Source organism: Rhodococcus sp. MEB032, from assembly GCF_030208925.1.
GTDB lineage: Bacteria > Actinomycetota > Actinomycetes > Mycobacteriales > Mycobacteriaceae > Rhodococcus_F > Rhodococcus_F qingshengii.
This window is the reverse complement of sequence record NZ_JARVSY010000009.1, coordinates 150,670-169,501: the sequence shown is the minus strand read 5'-3', so window position 1 is coordinate 169,501 and position 18,832 is coordinate 150,670. Positions and strand designations below refer to the sequence as shown.

Annotated in this window: 19 protein-coding genes; 5 read left to right on the top strand and 14 right to left on the bottom strand. The window is 63.7% G+C overall.

Features of this window, described 5'->3' with window-relative positions; genetic code table 11:
• The first annotated feature begins 94 nt into the window (after nt 1-94).
• The 5 genes from QRN54_RS09825 to QRN54_RS09805 are packed head-to-tail and all read left to right on the top strand — an operon-like array spanning nt 95 to nt 2,638.
• The gene (locus QRN54_RS09825; RefSeq protein ID WP_003941912.1) at nt 95-562 is read left to right on the top strand and encodes an Asp23/Gls24 family envelope stress response protein; all 468 of its coding nucleotides are present in this window, start codon (nt 95-97) and stop codon (nt 560-562) included.
• Nucleotides 559-936, top strand: a complete 378-nt coding sequence (locus QRN54_RS09820; protein WP_042453130.1) for a hypothetical protein — start codon at nt 559-561, stop codon at nt 934-936. The genes QRN54_RS09825 and QRN54_RS09820 overlap by 4 nt, the downstream gene beginning before the upstream one ends.
• Before the next feature lies 1 nt (nt 937).
• Nucleotides 938-1,117, top strand: coding sequence for a hypothetical protein (locus QRN54_RS09815; protein WP_003942043.1), 180 nt, complete (start codon nt 938-940; stop codon nt 1,115-1,117).
• Nucleotides 1,104-2,078 carry a DUF6286 domain-containing Asp23/Gls24 family envelope stress response protein gene (locus tag QRN54_RS09810; RefSeq protein WP_082931432.1) on the top strand — a complete coding sequence of 325 codons (975 nt, stop codon included), beginning with the start codon at nt 1,104-1,106 and terminating at the stop codon, nt 2,076-2,078. The genes QRN54_RS09815 and QRN54_RS09810 overlap by 14 nt, the downstream gene beginning before the upstream one ends.
• Nucleotides 2,075-2,638 (top strand): hypothetical protein, encoded by a 564-nt coding sequence (locus tag QRN54_RS09805; RefSeq protein ID WP_003942084.1) that lies wholly within the window; start codon nt 2,075-2,077, stop codon nt 2,636-2,638. Before QRN54_RS09810 ends, QRN54_RS09805 begins: the two co-directional genes overlap by 4 nt.
• A 136-nt stretch (nt 2,639-2,774) precedes the next feature.
• Here the strand turns inward: QRN54_RS09805 and tuf are convergent, their stop codons facing one another.
• From tuf to QRN54_RS09735, 14 genes are all read right to left on the bottom strand, one after another.
• Nucleotides 2,775-3,965, bottom strand: coding sequence for an elongation factor Tu (gene tuf, locus QRN54_RS09800; protein WP_003941926.1), 1,191 nt, complete (start codon nt 3,963-3,965; stop codon nt 2,775-2,777).
• A 125-nt stretch (nt 3,966-4,090) separates the two neighbouring features.
• Entirely contained in the window at nt 4,091-6,193 is a 2,103-nt protein-coding gene (gene fusA / locus QRN54_RS09795) for an elongation factor G (protein WP_007728394.1), read from the bottom strand.
• A 200-nt stretch (nt 6,194-6,393) separates the two neighbouring features.
• Nucleotides 6,394-6,864 carry a 30S ribosomal protein S7 gene (gene rpsG / locus QRN54_RS09790; RefSeq protein ID WP_003941856.1) on the bottom strand — a complete coding sequence of 157 codons (471 nt, stop codon included), beginning with the start codon at nt 6,862-6,864 and terminating at the stop codon, nt 6,394-6,396.
• A complete protein-coding gene (gene rpsL, locus QRN54_RS09785; protein ID WP_003941908.1) occupies nt 6,864-7,238 on the bottom strand; it encodes a 30S ribosomal protein S12 in 375 nt (124 codons plus the stop codon). Before rpsL ends, rpsG begins: the two co-directional genes overlap by 1 nt.
• Before the next feature lie 409 nt (nt 7,239-7,647).
• On the bottom strand, nt 7,648-8,193 hold the full coding sequence (locus QRN54_RS09780) for a DUF3558 domain-containing protein (RefSeq protein ID WP_064074181.1): 546 nt from the start codon (nt 8,191-8,193) through the stop codon (nt 7,648-7,650).
• Nucleotides 8,190-8,738, bottom strand: coding sequence for a DUF3558 domain-containing protein (locus QRN54_RS09775; RefSeq protein ID WP_047268916.1), 549 nt, complete (start codon nt 8,736-8,738; stop codon nt 8,190-8,192). Before QRN54_RS09775 ends, QRN54_RS09780 begins: the two co-directional genes overlap by 4 nt.
• 83 nt (nt 8,739-8,821) lie before the next feature.
• Nucleotides 8,822-9,433, bottom strand: coding sequence for a TetR/AcrR family transcriptional regulator (locus QRN54_RS09770; protein WP_003942008.1), 612 nt, complete (start codon nt 9,431-9,433; stop codon nt 8,822-8,824).
• Nucleotides 9,434-9,493: 60 nt separating this feature from the next.
• Nucleotides 9,494-10,279 (bottom strand): enoyl-CoA hydratase family protein, encoded by a 786-nt coding sequence (locus QRN54_RS09765; protein WP_007728400.1) that lies wholly within the window; start codon nt 10,277-10,279, stop codon nt 9,494-9,496.
• A gap of 13 nt (nt 10,280-10,292) precedes the next feature.
• A complete protein-coding gene (locus QRN54_RS09760) occupies nt 10,293-11,453 on the bottom strand; it encodes an acyl-CoA dehydrogenase family protein (protein ID WP_003942033.1) in 1,161 nt (386 codons plus the stop codon).
• A complete protein-coding gene (locus QRN54_RS09755; protein WP_050656406.1) occupies nt 11,453-13,438 on the bottom strand; it encodes an acetyl/propionyl/methylcrotonyl-CoA carboxylase subunit alpha in 1,986 nt (661 codons plus the stop codon). Before QRN54_RS09755 ends, QRN54_RS09760 begins: the two co-directional genes overlap by 1 nt.
• 8 nt (nt 13,439-13,446) lie before the next feature.
• Nucleotides 13,447-15,045: an acyl-CoA carboxylase subunit beta gene (locus QRN54_RS09750; RefSeq protein WP_064074182.1), complete on the bottom strand. Its 1,599-nt coding sequence runs from the start codon at nt 15,043-15,045 to the stop codon at nt 13,447-13,449.
• Nucleotides 15,042-16,190, bottom strand: a complete 1,149-nt coding sequence (locus QRN54_RS09745; RefSeq protein ID WP_007728404.1) for an acyl-CoA dehydrogenase family protein — start codon at nt 16,188-16,190, stop codon at nt 15,042-15,044. Before QRN54_RS09745 ends, QRN54_RS09750 begins: the two co-directional genes overlap by 4 nt.
• Nucleotides 16,187-17,908: an acyclic terpene utilization AtuA family protein gene (locus tag QRN54_RS09740; RefSeq protein ID WP_047268913.1), complete on the bottom strand. Its 1,722-nt coding sequence runs from the start codon at nt 17,906-17,908 to the stop codon at nt 16,187-16,189. The genes QRN54_RS09745 and QRN54_RS09740 overlap by 4 nt, the downstream gene beginning before the upstream one ends.
• Nucleotides 17,905-18,726, bottom strand: a complete 822-nt coding sequence (locus QRN54_RS09735; protein ID WP_003941918.1) for a TIGR03084 family metal-binding protein — start codon at nt 18,724-18,726, stop codon at nt 17,905-17,907. The genes QRN54_RS09740 and QRN54_RS09735 overlap by 4 nt, the downstream gene beginning before the upstream one ends.
• Nucleotides 18,727-18,832: the final 106 nt, after the last annotated feature.

The window sequence follows — 18,832 nt, the reverse complement described above, 5'->3', positions numbered from 1 at the left end:
GAGTAGGTGTGGTGCATCCCGCATGGTCACCTACCAGTCACTACAGTTGGAGGTACTTCAGACGCACGCACTGACACATGAGCAGGGAGCCCCCATGACCAGCGATTCCAGTGAAAAGAACAGCGTCCGATTCGGCGCCGACGGTGGCGCGGAACTAGTCAGCACCCAGGGTAAGACGATCATCGCCGACGCCGTGGTCGCCAAGATCGCCGGTATCGCGACCCGCGAGATCAACGGCGTGTACGACGTCGGCGGGGGCACAGCGCGTGCGGTGGGGGCACTTCGCGACCGCATACCGGGCGCCCGCGTCAACCATGCCCAGGGCGTGGCGGTGGAGGTAGGCGAGAAACAAGCCGCCATCGACATCGGCATTGTCGCCGAGTACGGCGTCGCACTCCACGAACTGGCGGTAGGTATCCGCCGCAACGTCATTGCCGCAGTGGAAAGCATGACGGGTCTCGAGGTCACCGAGGTCAACATCACCGTCTTCGACGTCATGCTCTTCGAGGATGCAGAGAGCGGCGGCAGTACCGATCCGGAAGCCAAGCCGAGGGTTCAGTGAGTACCGCCGACGCCGGCCGCGAGATCGACGCGGCCGAGGTAGTCGCCGACGCGGTTCTTGCCATCCCGGAAGTGGCAGATCTGCACGGAGGACAGTTCGGCGAAGTGGGAACCTACCTCCCCGGACGCCGCATCACCGGCGTCGTCGTCGACGAAAACTCTTGTGCTGTACACATTTCCGTTCACTATCCGGCAGACGTTCGCAGCGTCGCCGAACGCGTACGAGCGGTGGTGGCGAGATTGGTCGACGTACCGGTGAACGTGACCGTCGGCGACCTGTCGACCGCGGGATATCTACCCGTTGATGCCGAAAATGCAGTCACCGAGCCTGCCACCGTCACAGACATTGCACCGAACATTCGAGAAGGGAACTGACATGAACAGCACCACCGTCGGACTGCTGGTCGGTCTGCTCCTCGCACTCGCCGGAATCATGGGTGGGTTCAGCGGTTTCGTCTTCGCAGTCCTGCTCGGCGCCGCCGGTATGGCGATCGGAGCACACCGCGACGGACATCTCGACCTCGGCGCGATCCTCCGAAGCCGTGGCCGTGGCTGAGCCGTCCGATCCCAGCGCAGCGGACGATCCTGGCCTACGCGGCTCCTTGGTCATCAAGGACCGTGCGATGGCCAAGATCGCCACGGCCGCAGCGGTGAACGTCCCGGGGGTGGTCCGCCAGTCCGGTGGCTTGACTCGCCTGACCGGACGCGACCTTCCGCGAGCCGACATCTCGATGGGTAGCGACGCCGTCGCCATCAATCTCTTCCTCGCCGTGTCCTGGCCGTGTTCGGTCACCGAGTTGACCGGCCGGGTGCGAACGGAAGTCGGACGCAGCGTCGAATCGCTGACCGGGCTTCCACTCCACGACATGAACGTGATGATCGCGGCAACCGAGGGTTCTGACGACTCCTGTGTTTCCGGCGTCGAGATCGCGGAGGGCCCGGCACAGCAGGCACTCTCGGATCCGATTCCGCCGCGGGTCCCCTCTGCGAACCCGGCGGCCGCGGTTTCGGCCGTCGTCATCGCGTGTGGTCTACTCGCACTCGCCTTCGTCGTCTCGCGCGAATGGTTCATCAACCGTGAAACTTTCGAATCGGCACCCTGGATCCGAAACTCCGTGGAGTGGACGTCTCGTCTGCACTGGCAACCGTGGCTACTTCCGGTGGCGATCGCTGCCGTTGTCGCGGGTGTTGTCCTGATAATGTCGGCGATCAAACGCCGTGCGAAAACCCATGTCCCACTCGGGAACCCGAGCGCATCGACGGTGTGGATGCGGCCGACTGACATTGCACGTCTGTGCAGTAGCCACGCAGCGGTCGTTCCCGGCGTCGGCTCGGCTCACACCAGCGTCGACCGTAAACACGTCAAGGTCCACATCGAATCGACCGGTGGCGATCGAGTTGAACTTGCCGCAGCCGTCGACGCGGCGGTTCGGCCCCACCTCGCGATACTGCAGCGGCCACTGCAACTTTCGGTTGTCGTGCGAGAAACTGTAGTACGACGAAAGGACGCCTCGTGAACCGTTGGATCTCCGCGGTCGATCGGATCATCGTCCTCATCGTCGGAATCGCACTCCTCGCGGCGGGCGCATACGCCATCGCGTGGGACGCGGGCGCGTCGCTGATTCGAACCTGGGTGTCACGCCTCGATCGGGAGGTCCTCTTCGGCCTTCCGGAGGAGCCGTGGTGGCACTGGGTACTGTCGGGCACCTTCGTCCTCTGTGTCTTCGCCGGTTTCGGGCTGTTGTACCTGAACCTTCGCCGGCGCCGTACAAGCGCAGTCACATTGCGGCACAACGAATCCGGTACCGACGTCAGCGTGGATCTCGGACCCGTCGCAGACGGCGTAGCGGCCGAACTCGCTCAGCTGACCGGCGTGCGGAGCACCAAGAGCAAAGCGACGGTCGATCGCGGACTGCCGACGCTGTCGATTGTCGTCACTGCAGATCCGTCGATCGACGTCGCCGGATTCACCGCTTCGGCCGAACGCATCGCCGGCGCAACCAGGCGCAGCCTCGACGGCTCAACCGTCGCAGTACAGGTTCTGCTGCACCTCGACAGGGTGGAAGCCAACAAGTAAGTAAGAAGCACGCAGGCACCCGATCACCGAACACTCGATCACAGGCCACTCGATCACAGACACAGAAAAGGCGCTCACTCCCCGAAGGGAATGAGCGCCTTTTCAGTGCTGTGAATCAGCTAGCGAGACAAGAGTCTCACTTGATGATCTTGGCAACCTTGCCGGCGCCGACCGTACGGCCGCCTTCGCGAATTGCGAAGCGCAGGCCCTCGTCCATGGCGACAGGCTGGATCAGCTTGACGGACATCTCGGTGTTGTCACCGGGCATGACCATCTCGGTGCCCTCAGGCAGCGTCACGACGCCCGTAACGTCCGTGGTACGGAAGTAGAACTGCGGGCGGTAGTTGTTGAAGAACGGGGTGTGGCGGCCGCCCTCGTCCTTCGACAGGATGTATGCCTGGCCCTCGAACTCCGTGTGGGGAGTCGTGGTGCCCGGCTTGACGACAACCTGTCCACGCTCGACATCTTCGCGCTTGATGCCACGAACGAGCAGTCCGACGTTGTCGCCGGCCTGGCCCGAGTCGAGCAGCTTGCGGAACATCTCGATACCCGTGACCGTGGTCTTGGTCGAGGTTTCCTTGATGCCGACGATCTCGACCTCTTCGTTGACGTTGACAACGCCACGCTCGATACGACCGGTGACAACGGTGCCACGGCCGGTGATCGTGAAGACGTCCTCGACGGGCATGAGGAAGGGCTTCTCGGTCTCACGAATCGGGTCCGGGATGGACTCGTCGACAGCAGCCATCAGGTCGAGAATGGACTGCGTCCACTTCGGGTCACCCTCGAGTGCCTTGAGTGCCGAGATCGGAATGACGGGGGCTTCCTCGTCGAATTCCTGAGCGGCCAGCAGTTCGCGGACCTCCATCTCGACGAGCTCGAGGATCTCGTCGTCGTCAACCATGTCGGCCTTGTTCAGGGCGACGAGGATGTAAGGAACGCCAACCTGGCGAGCGAGCAGGACATGCTCGCGCGTCTGGGGCATCGGGCCGTCGGTAGCTGCGACGACGAGGATAGCGCCGTCCATCTGAGCTGCGCCGGTGATCATGTTCTTGATGTAGTCGGCGTGACCCGGTGCATCGACGTGCGCGTAGTGGCGCTTTTCCGTCTGGTACTCAACATGCGAGATGTTGATCGTGATGCCACGAGCCTTTTCCTCGGGAGCCTTGTCGATCTGATCGAAGGCCGAAGCCTCGTTCAGGTCGGGGAATGCATCCGCGAGAACCTTGGTGATGGCCGCCGTCGTCGTGGTCTTGCCGTGGTCGACGTGACCAATGGTGCCGATGTTCACGTGCGGCTTCGTCCGCTCGAACTTCGCCTTCGCCACTTTGTGTCCTCCTGGACTGTTGTTGCTTGCCGTATGCAGCAGTGCGGTTGGTTGTTACTAGGTCGTGCTTCGTGCCGGAAGAAACCGAGGTTACTTGCCGGCGCGGGCTGGGGAGCTCGCTGTGCTTACTCGCCCGTCGCCTTGGCGATGATTTCCTTCGAGACGTTCGCGGGAACCTCTGCGTAGGAATCGAACACCATGGAGAAGTTCGCTCGGCCCTGGGTCTTCGACCGCAGGTCACCGATGTAACCGAACATCTCCGAGAGCGGAACCAGCGCCTTCACGACACGGGCACCACTGCGTTCCTCCATGGCCTGGATCTGGCCACGGCGGGAGTTGAGGTCGCCGATCACGTCGCCCATGTACTCCTCGGGCGTTGTGACCTCGACAGCCATGAGCGGCTCGAGAATGACGGGGCCGGCCTTGCGGGCGGCTTCCTTCAGTGCCTGCGAACCGGCAACCTTGAACGCCATTTCCGAGGAGTCGACGTCGTGGTAAGCACCATCGAGCAGCGACAGCTTCAGGTTCACGAGCGGGTAGCCGGCGAGAACACCGTACTGCATCGCGTCCTGCGCACCGGCATCCACGGAGGGGATGTACTCGCGCGGGATACGTCCGCCGGAGACCTTGTTCTCGAACTCGTAGGTAGCACCGTCTTCGCCCACGAAAGGCTCCAGAGCGATGATGACCTTTGCGAACTGGCCCGAGCCACCCGTCTGCTTCTTGTGGGTGTAGTCGTGCTTCTCGACCTTCTTGGTGATGGTCTCGCGGTACGCAACCTGCGGCTTACCGACGTTCGCCTCGACCTTGAACTCGCGACGCATGCGGTCGACGAGGATGTCGAGGTGGAGCTCGCCCATACCGCCGATGACGGTCTGACCGGTCTCTTCGTCGAGCTCGACCGAGAAGGTCGGGTCCTCTTCGGCGAGCTTCTGGATCGCGACGCCCAGCTTTTCCTGGTCGGACTTGGTCTTGGGCTCGATGGAGACCTGGATGACCGGCGCGGGGAACGACATCGACTCGAGGACGATGGGGCTCGCCTGATCGCACAAGGTGTCACCGGTGGTGGTGTCCTTGAGGCCGATCATTGCGTAGATGTGGCCGGCTACGGCCTCGTCTACCGGGTTCTCCTTGTTGGCGTGCATCTGGAAGAGCTTTCCGATGCGCTCCTTCTTGCCCTTGGTTGCGTTGAGCACCTGAGCACCCGGATCGATACGACCCGAGTACACGCGGACGAAGGTCAGCTTGCCGAAGAACGGGTGAGCAGCGATCTTGAAGGCGAGAGCCGAGAACGGCTCGTCCTTGCTCGGCTTGCGAGTGATCTCTACTTCTTCGTCACCGAGCTTGTGGCCGATAACCTCGCCGATGTCCAGCGGGTTCGGAAGGTAGTCGATGACAGCGTCGAGCATGGGCTGAACGCCCTTGTTCTTGAACGCGGAGCCACAGAGAACCGGGTACAGCTCGGAGGCGACCGTCATCTTGCGGATGGCGCCCTTGATCTCCTCGATGGTGAGCTCTTCGCCGCCGAAGTACTTCTCCATGAGAGCTTCGTCGGACTCTGCAACCGTCTCGAGCAGCTTCTCGCGGTACTCGGCAGCCTTCTCGACGAGATCCGCGGGGATCTCCTCGATGGTCGGAGCGGTTCCCGTCGGGACCACGCCGCGCCAGGTGATGGCCTTCATCTCGACCAGGTCGACGACGCCGTCGAAGTCGTCCTCAGCGCCGATGGGCAGCTGGAGAACGAGCGGCTTCGCACCCAAGCGGTCGATGATGGTCTGGACTGTGAAGTAGAAGTCCGCGCCCATCTTGTCCATCTTGTTGACGAAGCAGATGCGCGGAACGTCGTACTTGGCAGCCTGACGCCAAACCTGCTCGGACTGCGGCTCGACACCCTCTTTACCGTCGAAGACAGCAACTGCGCCGTCGAGCACGCGCAGCGACCGCTCCACCTCGACCGTGAAGTCGACGTGGCCGGGGGTGTCGATGATGTTGATCTGGTTGTTGTTCCAGAAGCAAGTCACGGCGGCAGACGTGATCGTGATGCCGCGTTCCTTCTCCTGCTCCATCCAGTCCGTCGTCGACGCACCGTCGTGCGTCTCACCGATCTTGTAATTGACACCGGTGTAGAACAGGATGCGCTCGGTGGTGGTGGTCTTGCCGGCATCGATGTGCGCCATGATGCCGATGTTGCGGACCTTGTTCAGGTCAGTCAGCACTTCCTGTGCCACAGGTTTCTTCCCCGCTCGTTGCTTGGTTTTCGGGTGTCGGCCTTATCGGTGTGTTCCACCGTCAGGGCCATGGTCTTTCAATTATGTCTCTGCCGAGGCGAACCTGGCCACCTGCGTCCGGAATCCGTCGCGATGATCAGGCCGCCAACGGCGACAAGCGTCGGAGCCCCACCCGATGGCAGTTGCTCCGACGCTTTACATCACCAGCGGTAGTGGGCGAATGCCTTGTTGGCTTCGGCCATCTTGTGAGTGTCTTCGCGACGCTTCACAGCTGCACCGAGGCCATTGCTGGCATCGAGGAGCTCGTTGGCGAGACGCTCGACCATGGTCTTCTCACGACGTGCACGCGAGAAGGTGACCAGCCAGCGCAGTGCCAGCGTGGTGGAACGACCGGGGCGAACCTCGACCGGCACCTGGTAGGTAGCGCCACCGACGCGGCGGCTACGAACCTCGAGTGCAGGCTTGACGTTGTCCAGGGCGCGCTTGAGGGTGACGACCGGATCGGTGCCGGTCTTCTCGCGTGCCTGCTCGAGAGCCTGGTACACGATTCGCTCTGCGGTGGACTTCTTGCCGTCCAGCAGGATCTTGTTGACGAGCTGCGTCACCAACGGGGAACCGTAAACCGGGTCGTTGATGAGCGGGCGCTTCGGAGCGGGGCCCTTACGTGGCATTAGCTCTTCTCCTTCTTGGCGCCGTAGCGGCTGCGTGCCTGCTTGCGACCCTTGACACCCTGGGTGTCGAGGGAGCCGCGGATGATCTTGTAACGGACACCCGGGAGGTCCTTCACACGACCGCCACGGACGAGCACCATGGAGTGCTCCTGAAGGTTGTGACCTTCACCGGGGATGTACGCGGTGACCTCGACCGAAGTCGTGAGGCGAACACGTGCGACCTTACGGAGCGCGGAGTTCGGCTTCTTGGGGGTGGTGGTGTACACGCGAGTGCACACGCCACGACGCTGCGGGCTGCCCTTGAGGGCTGCCGTCTTGACCTTGGCGGTCTTGTCGCGGCGACCCTTGCGGACCAGCTGGTTGATGGTTGGCATTTACCGGCTTTCTTGTGACGAACAGACTGCTCGAGCGAACTCGGGCCGTTCGAAAACGTGGCTGTTCTGAAATTAGGGATCTAGCAGTTGGAGCAAGAGAGCTGCTGCTCCTCACCCACCTCAGAGTCTGTACTCAGCACTTTCATGCCGCGCACTGCCCCCGAGGTCGGGCGTGTCGCATACCCCCACACAGGCAGCCGGATGCTCGTTCATCAGCAGTTTCTGCTCGAACGCGCGCACGGCAATACCTAGCTAGGCACACAGATCGGCCCGGGCATGCCGGACACGACCCATAACGATACCTGTCGGCGCGCCACGAGGTCAAAGTGAGGCCACGGTGATAGTGACCTCACGCTCTGACCAGACACTCTGGCTGCACACTCAGACCACGCAGCCGGACCGGTCGCGATCAGATGCTGCGGTTCAACGTCAACGCGCCGAGCTTTGCCGCAGCCTCGCACGGATCCGCGCCGCCTTGCGGCTCGGTGACCCACCAACCGAACACTCCCCCGGCCGGTGCGCTCGCGCTCACCCCGCAGCTCTGCGGATCGGCCGGCTGGCGAACCTGGTACCCGCCACTGCCGTTGATGTCGATTTTCGCCACCACGTATCCCAGGTGCTCGAATGCAGCGCGCTCGTGATCGAGGGTGCCCGTCTCGAACCAGTTGAAGGTGATCTTGATCGGACCCGCGGTCCCGATGCCGTCCCAACGGCAGATAGCGCCGAAGAACCCACGCCCGACGGCGTCGGCACCCACGGCACCGGCGATCTGCTCGTCGGTGACGGCTTCGCATTCTTGGAGGACGTTCGCGAATTCCTGGCTGTCACTACCGCCGTAGCTGCCCTCCGCACGGGGAGTCCCGGTGACCACCGAGCCGCAGCCTGTCAGCAGAACCAGCGACCCCGCCAAGGCGAGTCCGATCCTTATGCGCTTCACGGCGCCCTCGAACTTCACTGTGCCCTCGAAACTGTTTTTTCCATCAGATCCCGCGCCACCGTGCATGGATCCGCGGTCGGTGGCAGCAAACCGTAGGTGATCGACCAGTGCACGAAGTCTCCGCCGAACGCGATACCCAACTCGCACAACGAACCTGCCGTGGACGCGATGAAGCCCTGGTGTCCACCGATCGTGATGTCGTCGGCAGGACGTCCGAGCAGGTCGGACCCGGCCCGTTCGCGGCCGATCGGGCTACCGCGGTACCAGGAGAAACTGACGCTCGGACCGTTCGAACCGGCGACTTCCCACTGGCAACCGACGCCGTTGCGCGTCGTCGTCGCAAAAGTGCCGAGATTGAAGGCGTTGACAACTTCCTCGTCGGTCACAGAGCCGCATTCGGCGAACATCGGGCCCGGATCCGTAGGTGCGAGTGCCTGCGAACCCGCACCGTCGCCCGGCTGATCGACGGACCCGTCGCCGGAGCTGCAGCCGACCACGGCCGAGAGCACGGCAGCCGAGACCAATACCGAAGTCCCGATCGAAGTGAGAGTGCGTGCGGCCATGGAGCCGACTGTACTTCTCGGTGGCCCCCGACACACGCCACGTGCGCGTCGAGAGCACCGGCGCCGGCCCCGCCGCTACCGATTCAGGGAGTTGCCACCGGTACCCGAACAAGTGTGGAATCCAATTGCGCCGCCCACTGTTTGACCACCTCGGTGCGTCGGCGCGAGTCGTCTGTCAAGACATCAGCCAGCCCCAGCCCGCGGGCCAGGTCCAGGGTCGCCTGTACCAAGCGGTGCGTCACCGGGTCGGAGTCGTCGACACCCAGACTCTCGACGGCCATGCGGTGCGCGATGCGCCCGAATCGTTCCTCGAGGGGCAGTACGCGGGCACGCAGGTCGGGGTCGGAGGCAGCGGCCGTCCACACCTGCAGTGCTGCTTTGAACAGAGTCCCGGTGTAGTACTCCACCAACCGCGAAATGATCGCCTCGGTTCGTCCGGCACCCACCGGAAGGTCGGTCGATTCCTTTCGTGCCTGATCCATCCGGGCGTCGAACATCACCTCGAGCGCCGCGGTGATGAGGTCCTCGCGGGTCGGGAAGTGATGCTGCATGGCGCCTCTGGACACCCCGGCACGCTGCGCGACGACGCTCATCGTCGTTGCGCTCCACCCGAGTTCGGCGAGACACTCCACAGTCACTTCGAGCAGGTGGGAGCGCGTGACTCGACTTCGGTCCTGCTTGGGCTCTCGAGTCATCGCGCCGCCATCCCTTCTACTTCTGTGTTCCAGCGCTTCTGTGTCCCAGCTGCGCAGTTTCTACTGCGCCCAGGCCGCTGGACGCTTCTGCAAGAAAGACATCATGCCCTCACGAGCCTCGTCAGAGGAAAACAGCCGAGCCGACTGCGCGATCATCTCCTCGCCGTCCCGGTCGAATCCAGCCAGGACCGAACGCGTCGTGATCCACTTCGATTCGGCAAGTCCCTGCGGTGAACATTGGCGCAAGGTGCCGAGCAGTTCGGTGATCGACTCCTCCGTGTCCTGCGACGCGGAGGTGACGAGTCCGATGGATTCGGCCTCGTGCTGGCCGAACTTCTCGCCGGTGAGCAGATAGCGGCTCGCAGATCGCTGGTCGAGCCTCGGTAGGACCGTGAGCGAAATGATGGACGCTGCCAAACCCAACCGTGATTCCGTCACCGCGAAGGTGCTCGCCGGTCCGGCGACGACGATGTCGCACGCCCCGACAAGACCCATGCCTCCGGCCCGGACGTGACCGTCGATCCGCCCGATCACCGGCTTGGGAAGCTCGAGAATGCTGCGCAAGAGTGTCAGCATCCCCCGTCCTCGCTCCTTGACGGCGTCCTCCGGTGATGCGGACGAACCGGAGGCCTCACTGAGATCGGCTCCCGCACAGAATGTTCCACCGGTGTGGGTGAGTACCACCGCTCGAACTGCCGGATCGGCGGCAGCCGACGTCAACCCAGCCTGCAACTCCGTGACCAACCGCGTCGAAATCGCGTTGCGGTTGTGGGGTGAGTCGAGAGTGATCGTGGCAGCACCGCCCGATACTTCGTACCGTACGTATGGCTTGTCCTGATCCGTCATGAGTCGCCTCTTCCTAGTAGGACCGTGGCAGACCGAGGGAATGCTGTGAGACGAAGTTGAGGATCATCTCGCGGCTCACCGGCGCGACACGGGCGATACGAGCCGCACCGAGCATGGCGGCCAGTCCGTATTCCTTCGTCAGTCCTGCGCCGCCATGCGTCTGGATCGCCTGATCGAGCGCCTTGATGCTGGCTTCGGCGGCGGCGTACTTGGCCATGTTCGCGGCTTCGGCAGCACCGAAATCGTCACCGCTGTCGTAGAGCACCGCGGCCTTCTGCATCATCAGCTTGGCGAGCTCGAGTTCGATCTTCACCTGCGCGAGTGGATGCGAAATGCCTTGGTGCGCACCGATCGGCGTCTTCCACACCGTGCGCTCGTTGGCGAACTTCACTGCGGCGTTCAGGGCGTAACGGCCCATGCCGATGGCCATCGACGCACCCAGGATGCGCTCGGGGTTGAGGCCGGCGAACAACTGCATCAGGGCGGCATCGGCTTCGCCGACCAGAGCGTCGGCCGGCAGACGGACGTCGTCGAGGAAGAGGATGAACTGGTGGTCCGGTTCGATGATGTCCATCTCCATCTGCGTCTTCACGAATCCGGGAGAATCCGTGGGGACGATGAACAGAGCGGGCTTGAGCTTGCCCGTCTTGGAGTCCTCGGTCCGCGCAACGACGAGGACCGCGTCAGCCTGATCGACACCCGAGATGTAGATCTTGTTGCCGCTCAGGATCCAGTCGTCGCCATCCCTGCGTGCCGTCGTGGTGATCTGATGAGAGTTGGAACCAGCGTCGGCCTCGGTGATTCCGAACGCCATGATCTTGGAGCCGTCGGCGAGGCTGGGTAGCCACTGCTGCTTCTGCTCCGCCGTGCCGTACTTGCCGATGATGGTGCCGCAGATGGCCGGGGATACGACAACCAGGAGCAGACCGGCACCCTGCGCCGCCAATTCCTCCTGCACCAGCGCGAGTTCGTAGATGCCTGCACCGCCGCCGCCGTATTCCTCCGGCAGGTTGACGCCCAGGAATCCGAGTTTGCCCGCCTCGTTCCACAATTCGGTGAGCGGCTCCCCCTTTCGCGCCTTGGGCAGCACGTAGTCGACGTAGTTGAAGCGCTCACCCAGTTTGGAAACGGATGCCCGCAGTTCCTTCTGCTCTTCGGTTTCGATGAAACTCATCATGCTTCCTCTTCTGTAGCGGGTTCTTCCACACGTGCGAGTACCGATCCGACCTCGACCTGCTGGCCGACGGCGACCGGAAGTTCCACCAGGACACCGGCAGTCGGCGCGGTGACGGTGTGTTCCATCTTCATGGCCTCCAGCCACAGAATCGGCTGGCCGGCGGTGACGGTGTCACCGAGTGCGGCACCGAGGCGGATGACCGATCCCGGCATCGGAGCGAGCAACGAACCGGCGGCGACTTCTGCCGACGGATCCACGAAGCGCGGTGCTGCCGTCAACGCGACGGGTCCGAGCGAGGAGTCGACAAAAATCTCACTCCCGTAGGCCGCAACGTCGAACGAGCGCTGTACTCCGCTCTGCTCGAGCACTACCCGGGTCGCAGTTGCCGATACCAGGCGCACGTCGTCGAAGCCTTCTGCACTCAGCACGCCGCTTCGGCTCAGGGAGTAGCGGACGTCGTAGTCGCCCGACGCAGTGGAATAGCTCTTGCTCTGCGGCTGCGACGGGAGGTTGCGCCACCCGCTGGGCAAGCGGCCGATGACGCGGGCCGACGCCCGGTTGTGCGCGGCATCGGCAAGTGCCGCCGCCAGCGCCGAGAGTCTTTCGGCGTCGGTATCGGCCAAGGGCGTAGACAGCTTCTCGAGGTCGTGAGTCTCGAAGAAGGCAGTGTCGGTGTCTCCGGCAATGAAGGCGGGGTGGGCCAGGACGTTGACGAGCAGGTCGCGGTTGGTGCGCAGCCCGTGAATCCTGGTGCGCGCCAGCGTCGATGCGAGCAGCCGGGCAGCTGCGGTCCGCGTCGGCGCGTACGAGATGACCTTGGCCAACATCGGGTCGTAGTGGACGCCGACAACACTGCCGTCGACGACGCCGGAGTCGAGGCGAACGCCCTGCTCACGCAGAACACTGAATTCTTGCGGGTCACCGGGCAACTCGATGTGGTGGACGGTTCCGCTCTGCGGCTGCCAGTTCTTGGCGGGGTCCTCGGCGTACAGGCGCACTTCGATCGAATGCCCACGGATCTCCGGCTGATCGTCCGGAAGTGCTTCACCTGAAGCGACCTGCAATTGCAGTTCCACCAGATCGAGTCCAGTGGTGCACTCGGTGACCGGATGCTCCACCTGCAAACGCGTGTTCATTTCCAGGAAGAAGAAGTCGCCTTTTTCGTCAGCCAGGAATTCAACGGTTCCTGCCCCCTCGTAACCGATGGCGTTGGCTGCGAGCCGCGAGGCGTCGAACAGCTTGTCGCGCATGGCGGGGATGCGTTGCACGAGCGGCGACGGGGCCTCTTCGACCACCTTCTGATGCCGACGCTGGATCGAGCACTCGCGCTCCCCCACCGCCCACACCGCACCGTGGCGGTCGGCCATGACCTGAACCTCGATGTGCCGACCGGTCTCGAGGTAACGCTCACAGAAGACTGTCGGGTCGCCGAAAGCGGACTGCGCCTCACGCCGCGCCGCTTCCAGTTCGCCGTCCAGCGCCGACAATTCACGAACGACACGCATTCCGCGTCCGCCGCCGCCCGCCGACGCCTTGATCAGCACCGGCAGATGAGCCTCGGTCACCGCGGCGGGATCGAGTTCGGAGAGCACCGGCACTCCGGCGGCGTCCATGATCTTCTTGGACTCGACCTTCGACCCCATGAGCTCGATGGATTCGACGGGCGGGCCGATCCACGTCAGTCCCGCGTCGATGACGCTGCGCGCGAACTCCGCGTTCTCGGAGAGGAATCCGTATCCGGGGTGAATCGCGTCGGCGCCCGAAGCCTTGGCGGCGGCGATGACGAGCTCACCCCGCAAGTAGGTCTCGGCAGGCGTGTTACCCGGTAGGCGAACCGAAGCATCGGCTTCGGCGACGTGCGGGCTGTCGGCATCTGCGTCGGAAAATACCGCGACCGTGCCGATTCCGTTCTTGCGGCAGGTTGCAAAGACACGGCGGGCGATTTCGCCACGATTGGCGACCAGTACTGAAGTGATTGTCACGGCGTGCCTCACATACGGAAGACGCCGAAGTTCTCGGTGCCTTCGATCGGGGCGGTGGCGATGGCCGACAGGCACATTCCCACCACGGTGCGGGTGTCTCGGGGATCGATGACGCCGTCGTCGTACAGACGACCCGACAGGAACATCGGAAGTGACTCGGCCTCGATCTGGTTCTCGATCATCGCGCGCATGCCGGCGTCGGCCTGCTCGTCGAAGACCTGGCCGCGCGCCTCGGCAGCAGCGCGTCCCACGATGGAGATGACGCCGGCGAGCTGCGCACCGCCCATGACGGCGGACTTGGAACTGGGCCAGGCAAAGAGGAATCGCGGATCGAACGCCCGTCCGCACATGCCGTAGTGACCGGCGCCGTACGACGCTCCGAGCAGGATCGAGATGTGCGGAACTTTGGAGTTGGCAACCGCATTGATCATCATCGATCCGTGCTTGATCATGCCGCCCTCCTCGTATTCCTTACCCACCATGTAGCCGGTGGTGTTGTGCAGGAACAGCAACGGCGTGTTGGAACGATTGGCGAGCTGGATGAACTGCGTGGCCTTCTGTGATTCCTCACTGAAGAGCACTCCACGTGCGTTCGCCAGGATGCCGATCGGGTAGCCGTTGAGCTCTGCCCACCCGGTCACGAGGGAGGAACCGTAGAGCGGCTTGAACTCGTCGAAGTCGGAACCGTCGACGATACGGGCGATGACCTCACGCGGATCGAACGGGATCTTCAGGTCGGCCGGAACGATGCCGAGCAACTCTTCCGGATCCTCGAGCGGTTCGATGATCTCCGCGCGCGGCGCCGGCCCCTTCTTGGTCCAGTTGAGCCGCTTGACGATCGAGCGCCCGATGCGGATCGCGTCCTGCTCGTCGGCGGCGAAGTAGTCGGCCAACCCGGACTTGCGAGCGTGCATTTCGGCGCCGCCGAGTGCCTCGTCGTCGGATTCCTCACCGGTGGCCATCTTGACCAGCGGCGGGCCTGCGAGGAACACCTTGGAGCGTTCCTTGATCATCACGACGTGGTCGGACATGCCCGGGATGTACGCACCGCCGGCCGTCGAGTTACCGAAGACCAGTGCAATGGTGGGGATTCCGGCTGCGGACAGCTGAGTGAGGTCACGGAACATACGCCCGCCCGGGATGAACACCTCTTTCTGCGTCGGCAAGTCTGCGCCGCCGGACTCTACGAGGGAGATCACCGGGAGTCGGTTCTGCATGGCGATGTCGTTGGCGCGGAAACCCTTACGCAGCGTCCACGGGTTGCTGGCGCCGCCGCGCACGGTGGGATCGTTGGCGACGATCAGGCATTCGACACCTTCGACGACGCCGATACCGACCACGGTGCTGGCGCCGACCGGGAAGTCACTCCCCCACGCAGCGAGGGGACACAGTTCGAGGAACGGTGAATCCTGATCGAGCAGGAGTTCGATCCGCTCGCGTGCCAGGAGCTTTCCCCGCTTGTGGTGCCGCTCGGTGTACTTCTCGCCGCCACCCGCCAACGCCTTGGCGTGCTCGACCTCGATCTCGGCGAGCTTGGTGTTCATGGTCGAAGTTGCGGTCTTGTACACCTCGGAATTGGTGTCCAGTGTTGACCGGATGACACTCATGACTGATACCCCAATCGCTTGGCCGCGAGGCCGGTGAGGATTTCGGTGGTTCCGCCACCGATTCCCAGAATTCGCATGTCCCGGTACTGCCTCTCCACTTCGCTTTCCTGCATGTATCCGAGGCCGCCGAACAGCTGAACAGCTTGGTTCGCAACCCATTCGCCCGTCTCGACTGCCGTGTTCTTCGCAAAGCACACCTCGGCGATCAGATCGCCGTCACCGGCCATGTACCGCTCGATCACCGAGTGCGTGTACACCTTGGCGACGTCGATCTTGCGGGCCATCTCGGTGACGGTGTTCTGGACGGCCTGCCGACTGATCAGGGGGCGACCGAAAGTCTCACGGGCGCGGCACCATTCGAGCGTCAGCTCCAGGCAACGTTCTGCACTGGCATACGCCTGCGCGGCGAGCGCTACCCGCTCGGAGACAAATGCCTGGGCGATCTGCGCGAAGCCGCTGTTCTCTGCACCGACCAGATTCTCCACCGGAACCCGGGCGTCGACAAAGGAGAGTTCCGCGGTATCGGATGCGCGCCAGCCCATCTTCTCGAGTTTGCGCGAGACGGTGAATCCCGGTGTGCCCTTCTCGATCACGAGCAGTGATACACCACCCGCGCCGGGACCACCGGTGCGCACCGCTGTAACGACGAAGTCCGCTCGAACGCCGGAGGTGATGAACGTCTTGGCGCCGTTCACGACGTAATGATCGCCGTCGCGCTTGGCTGTAGTTGTCAGGTGCCCGACGTCGCTGCCTCCGCCGGGCTCGGTGATGGCGAGCGAGCCGATCTTGTCGCCGCGCAGGGTCGGCTTGACCCACTTCTCGATCTGCGCCTCGTCGCCGGCCGCGATCAGGTGCGGCACCGCGATGCCGCAGGTGAAGAGCGATGCGAACAGCCCGCCCGACGCACCTGCCTGATGCATCTCCTCACAGATCACGATGGAGTCGACGGCGTCGCCGCCCTCACCACCGGCCGATTCGGGTGCGCTGGCCCCGAGGAGTCCGAGAGCGCCTGCCTTGCGGTGCAATTCGCGCGGAATCTCGCCGTCTCGCTCCCACTGCGTCAGATGCGGCAGAATCTCCTGGTTCACGAATCCGCGTACGGTCTCGCGAAGCGCAAGCCTTTCCGGTGTGGTCCACACGGTCACCGTGAATCCTCTTTCTCGTCAGTTACGGGGAGTAGCGAAATCGGGATGTCGATGTGGCGCGAACGCAGCCATTCACCAATTCCCTTGGCCTGCGGATCGAACCGCGCCTGCGAGGCGACACCCTGACCGAGAATTCCCTCGATCACGAAGTTGACGGCACGAAGGTGCGGAAGCTGGTAGCGAGTGACGTTCAGGTCTGCTGCTTCCGGTAGCAGTTCCTTGAGCATCTCGACGGTCAGTGTGTGCGCCAACCACTTCCACTGATCGTCCGTGCGAACCCAGACGCCGACGTTGGCATTTCCGCCCTTGTCGCCGCTACGGGCACCGGCGATCGTGCCGAGTGGTACTGAAAGCGACGTCTGTGGCGGCAACGGCTCCGGACGCTCCGGTTCGCCGACGGGTTCGAGGTCCTGCGTCAACGTGGACGGAGCGATGTCCACGCGCGTGCCGTCCGGCAGTACGGCCACGTGCGGCACCGATCCCGCGTCGACGTAGCCGGGGGTGAACACTCCGTACGGTTGGCCGTTGCTCGGCGGAGCCGTCAGCGAGAAGCCGGGGTAGCTGGCAAGTGCCATTTCCACCGCAACCGCGGAGAAAGGGCGACCGATCACCTTGGGGTCGGAATCGCGAACCACGCAGCGCAGCAACGCACTCGCGGTTTCCTCGGTGTCGGAATCCGGATGATCCGTGCGAGCGAGAGTCCAGACCAGTTCGGCGGGCTTCTTCGTCAGCCAGGATTCGAGCTGAGTCTTCGCCAGATCGGCCTTGGCCTCGATGTCGAGACCCGTGAGGATGAAGGTGGCCTCGTTACGGAACCCGGCCAGCGTGTTCAGGGAGACCTTGTACTGCGGCGGCGGAGCCTCGCCCGTGACGCCGCTGATCAACACCCGGTCCGGGCCTTCCTGGGTGAGCACTGCGTTGTCGATGCGGGTCGTCACGTCCGGGCCTGCATAGCGTCCACCGGTGATCTCGTACAGCAGCTGCGCCGTCACCGTGCCGACGCTCACCTCGCCGTCCGTTCCGGCGTGCTTGGTGATGACCGAGGTTCCGTCCGCGTTGATCTCGGCGATCGGGAAGCCAGGCCGGCCCAGATTGGGAATCTCTGTGAAGAACGCGTAGTTGCCGCCGGTGGCCTGGGTTCCGCACTCGATGACGTGGCCCGCCGCGACAGCACCGGCAAGCTGATCGAAATCATCTCGCTTCCAACCGAAATGGTGAGCGGCCGGACCGACGATCACCGACGCATCGGTGACCCGTCCGGTGACCACGACATCGGCGTCGGCCGACAATGCTTCGACGATGCCCCAGGCGCCGAGGTACGCATTGGCCGTCAGTGGGGAGCCGAGTCCGAGTTCGTCTGCCCGAGAGATCAAATCGTCGCCCTCGACGTGGGCGATCTTCGCGTTCAACCCCAGCTTGGTGTTGACCTCGCGCAACGCGTCGGCCAGTCCGGCGGGATTGAGACCGCCTGCATTCGCGACGATCTTCACCCCCTTGTCGAGCGCAAGGCCGAGCGTGTCCTCCACCTGCCGCAGGAACGTCTTCGCGTAGCCGAGCGACGGGTCCTTCATCCGATCCCGCCCGAGGATCAACATCGTCAGTTCGGCCAGGTAGTCGCCGGTCAGGTAGTCGAGTTCGCCGCCCTCGAGCATCTCGCGCATCGCCGAGACGCGGTCGCCGTAGAACCCGGAGCAGTTACCAATCCGTACCGAACTCATTTGCCCACCTTCGATGCTCGTCCCTCACCGCTGGATCCGACGGCGGCTCGTCCCTCACCGCTGGGTCCGGCAAAGGCCTGCGCGAACCCGAGCCACTCGTCCGCATCGGCACCCACGGCGACCAGATCGAGATCGGCGCGATTGGCACGCTGGGTGACCAGCAAGCAGAAGTCCAACGCCGGCCCGGTGACCTTCTGCGGCGCATCTTCCGGCCCCCAGGTCCAGAGCGACCCGTCCGGCGCGGTCAACTCAACCCGGAAATCGTCGGCGGGCGGCGTCTTCTCGTTGACCGAGTACGCGAAGTTTCGCGTCCGCACACCCAGGTGAGCGATGTTCTTGATGCGCGCCGTCGGAGCGCGTTCGACGCCGAGTGCGTCGGCAACGTCCTGCCCGTGCGCCCACGTCTCCATCAGTCGCGCGGTAGCCATGGAGACACCGCCCATGGGCGGGCCGTACCAGGGGAACTTGGTTCCGGCCGGGGCGGCGGTGAGCGCCTCGACGAGAGCGGTGCGCCCCGCTCGCCAATCGGCGAGCAACTCCGCCGGCTGGCGGGCCGCCTGTTCGGCAGCACCGTCGTCGACAAACCCTGCCGGGTTCACGAACGCCGCCTTCAACTGCTCCGCGAACCCGTCCGGGTCGGTGATCGCCAGGATCGCTGCACTGTCCGTCCAGTGCAGGTGCCCGATCTGATGTGCGATGGTCCACCCTTCCGCAGGCGTCATTGTCGCCCATTTCTCCTCGGGCAGATCCGCAACCAGGGCGTCGAGGCTCTCGCCTTCGGCCCGCAAGTCATCGATGAACGTCTGAAGTTCGGCCATGCGACCAGCATCACACTCACATCCATAAAAATCAAGCACGAATGATTGTTATTGCGAAATCCTGTGGTGAGAGACTGAGCTCAACTGCCATCGACAACCAGGAGCA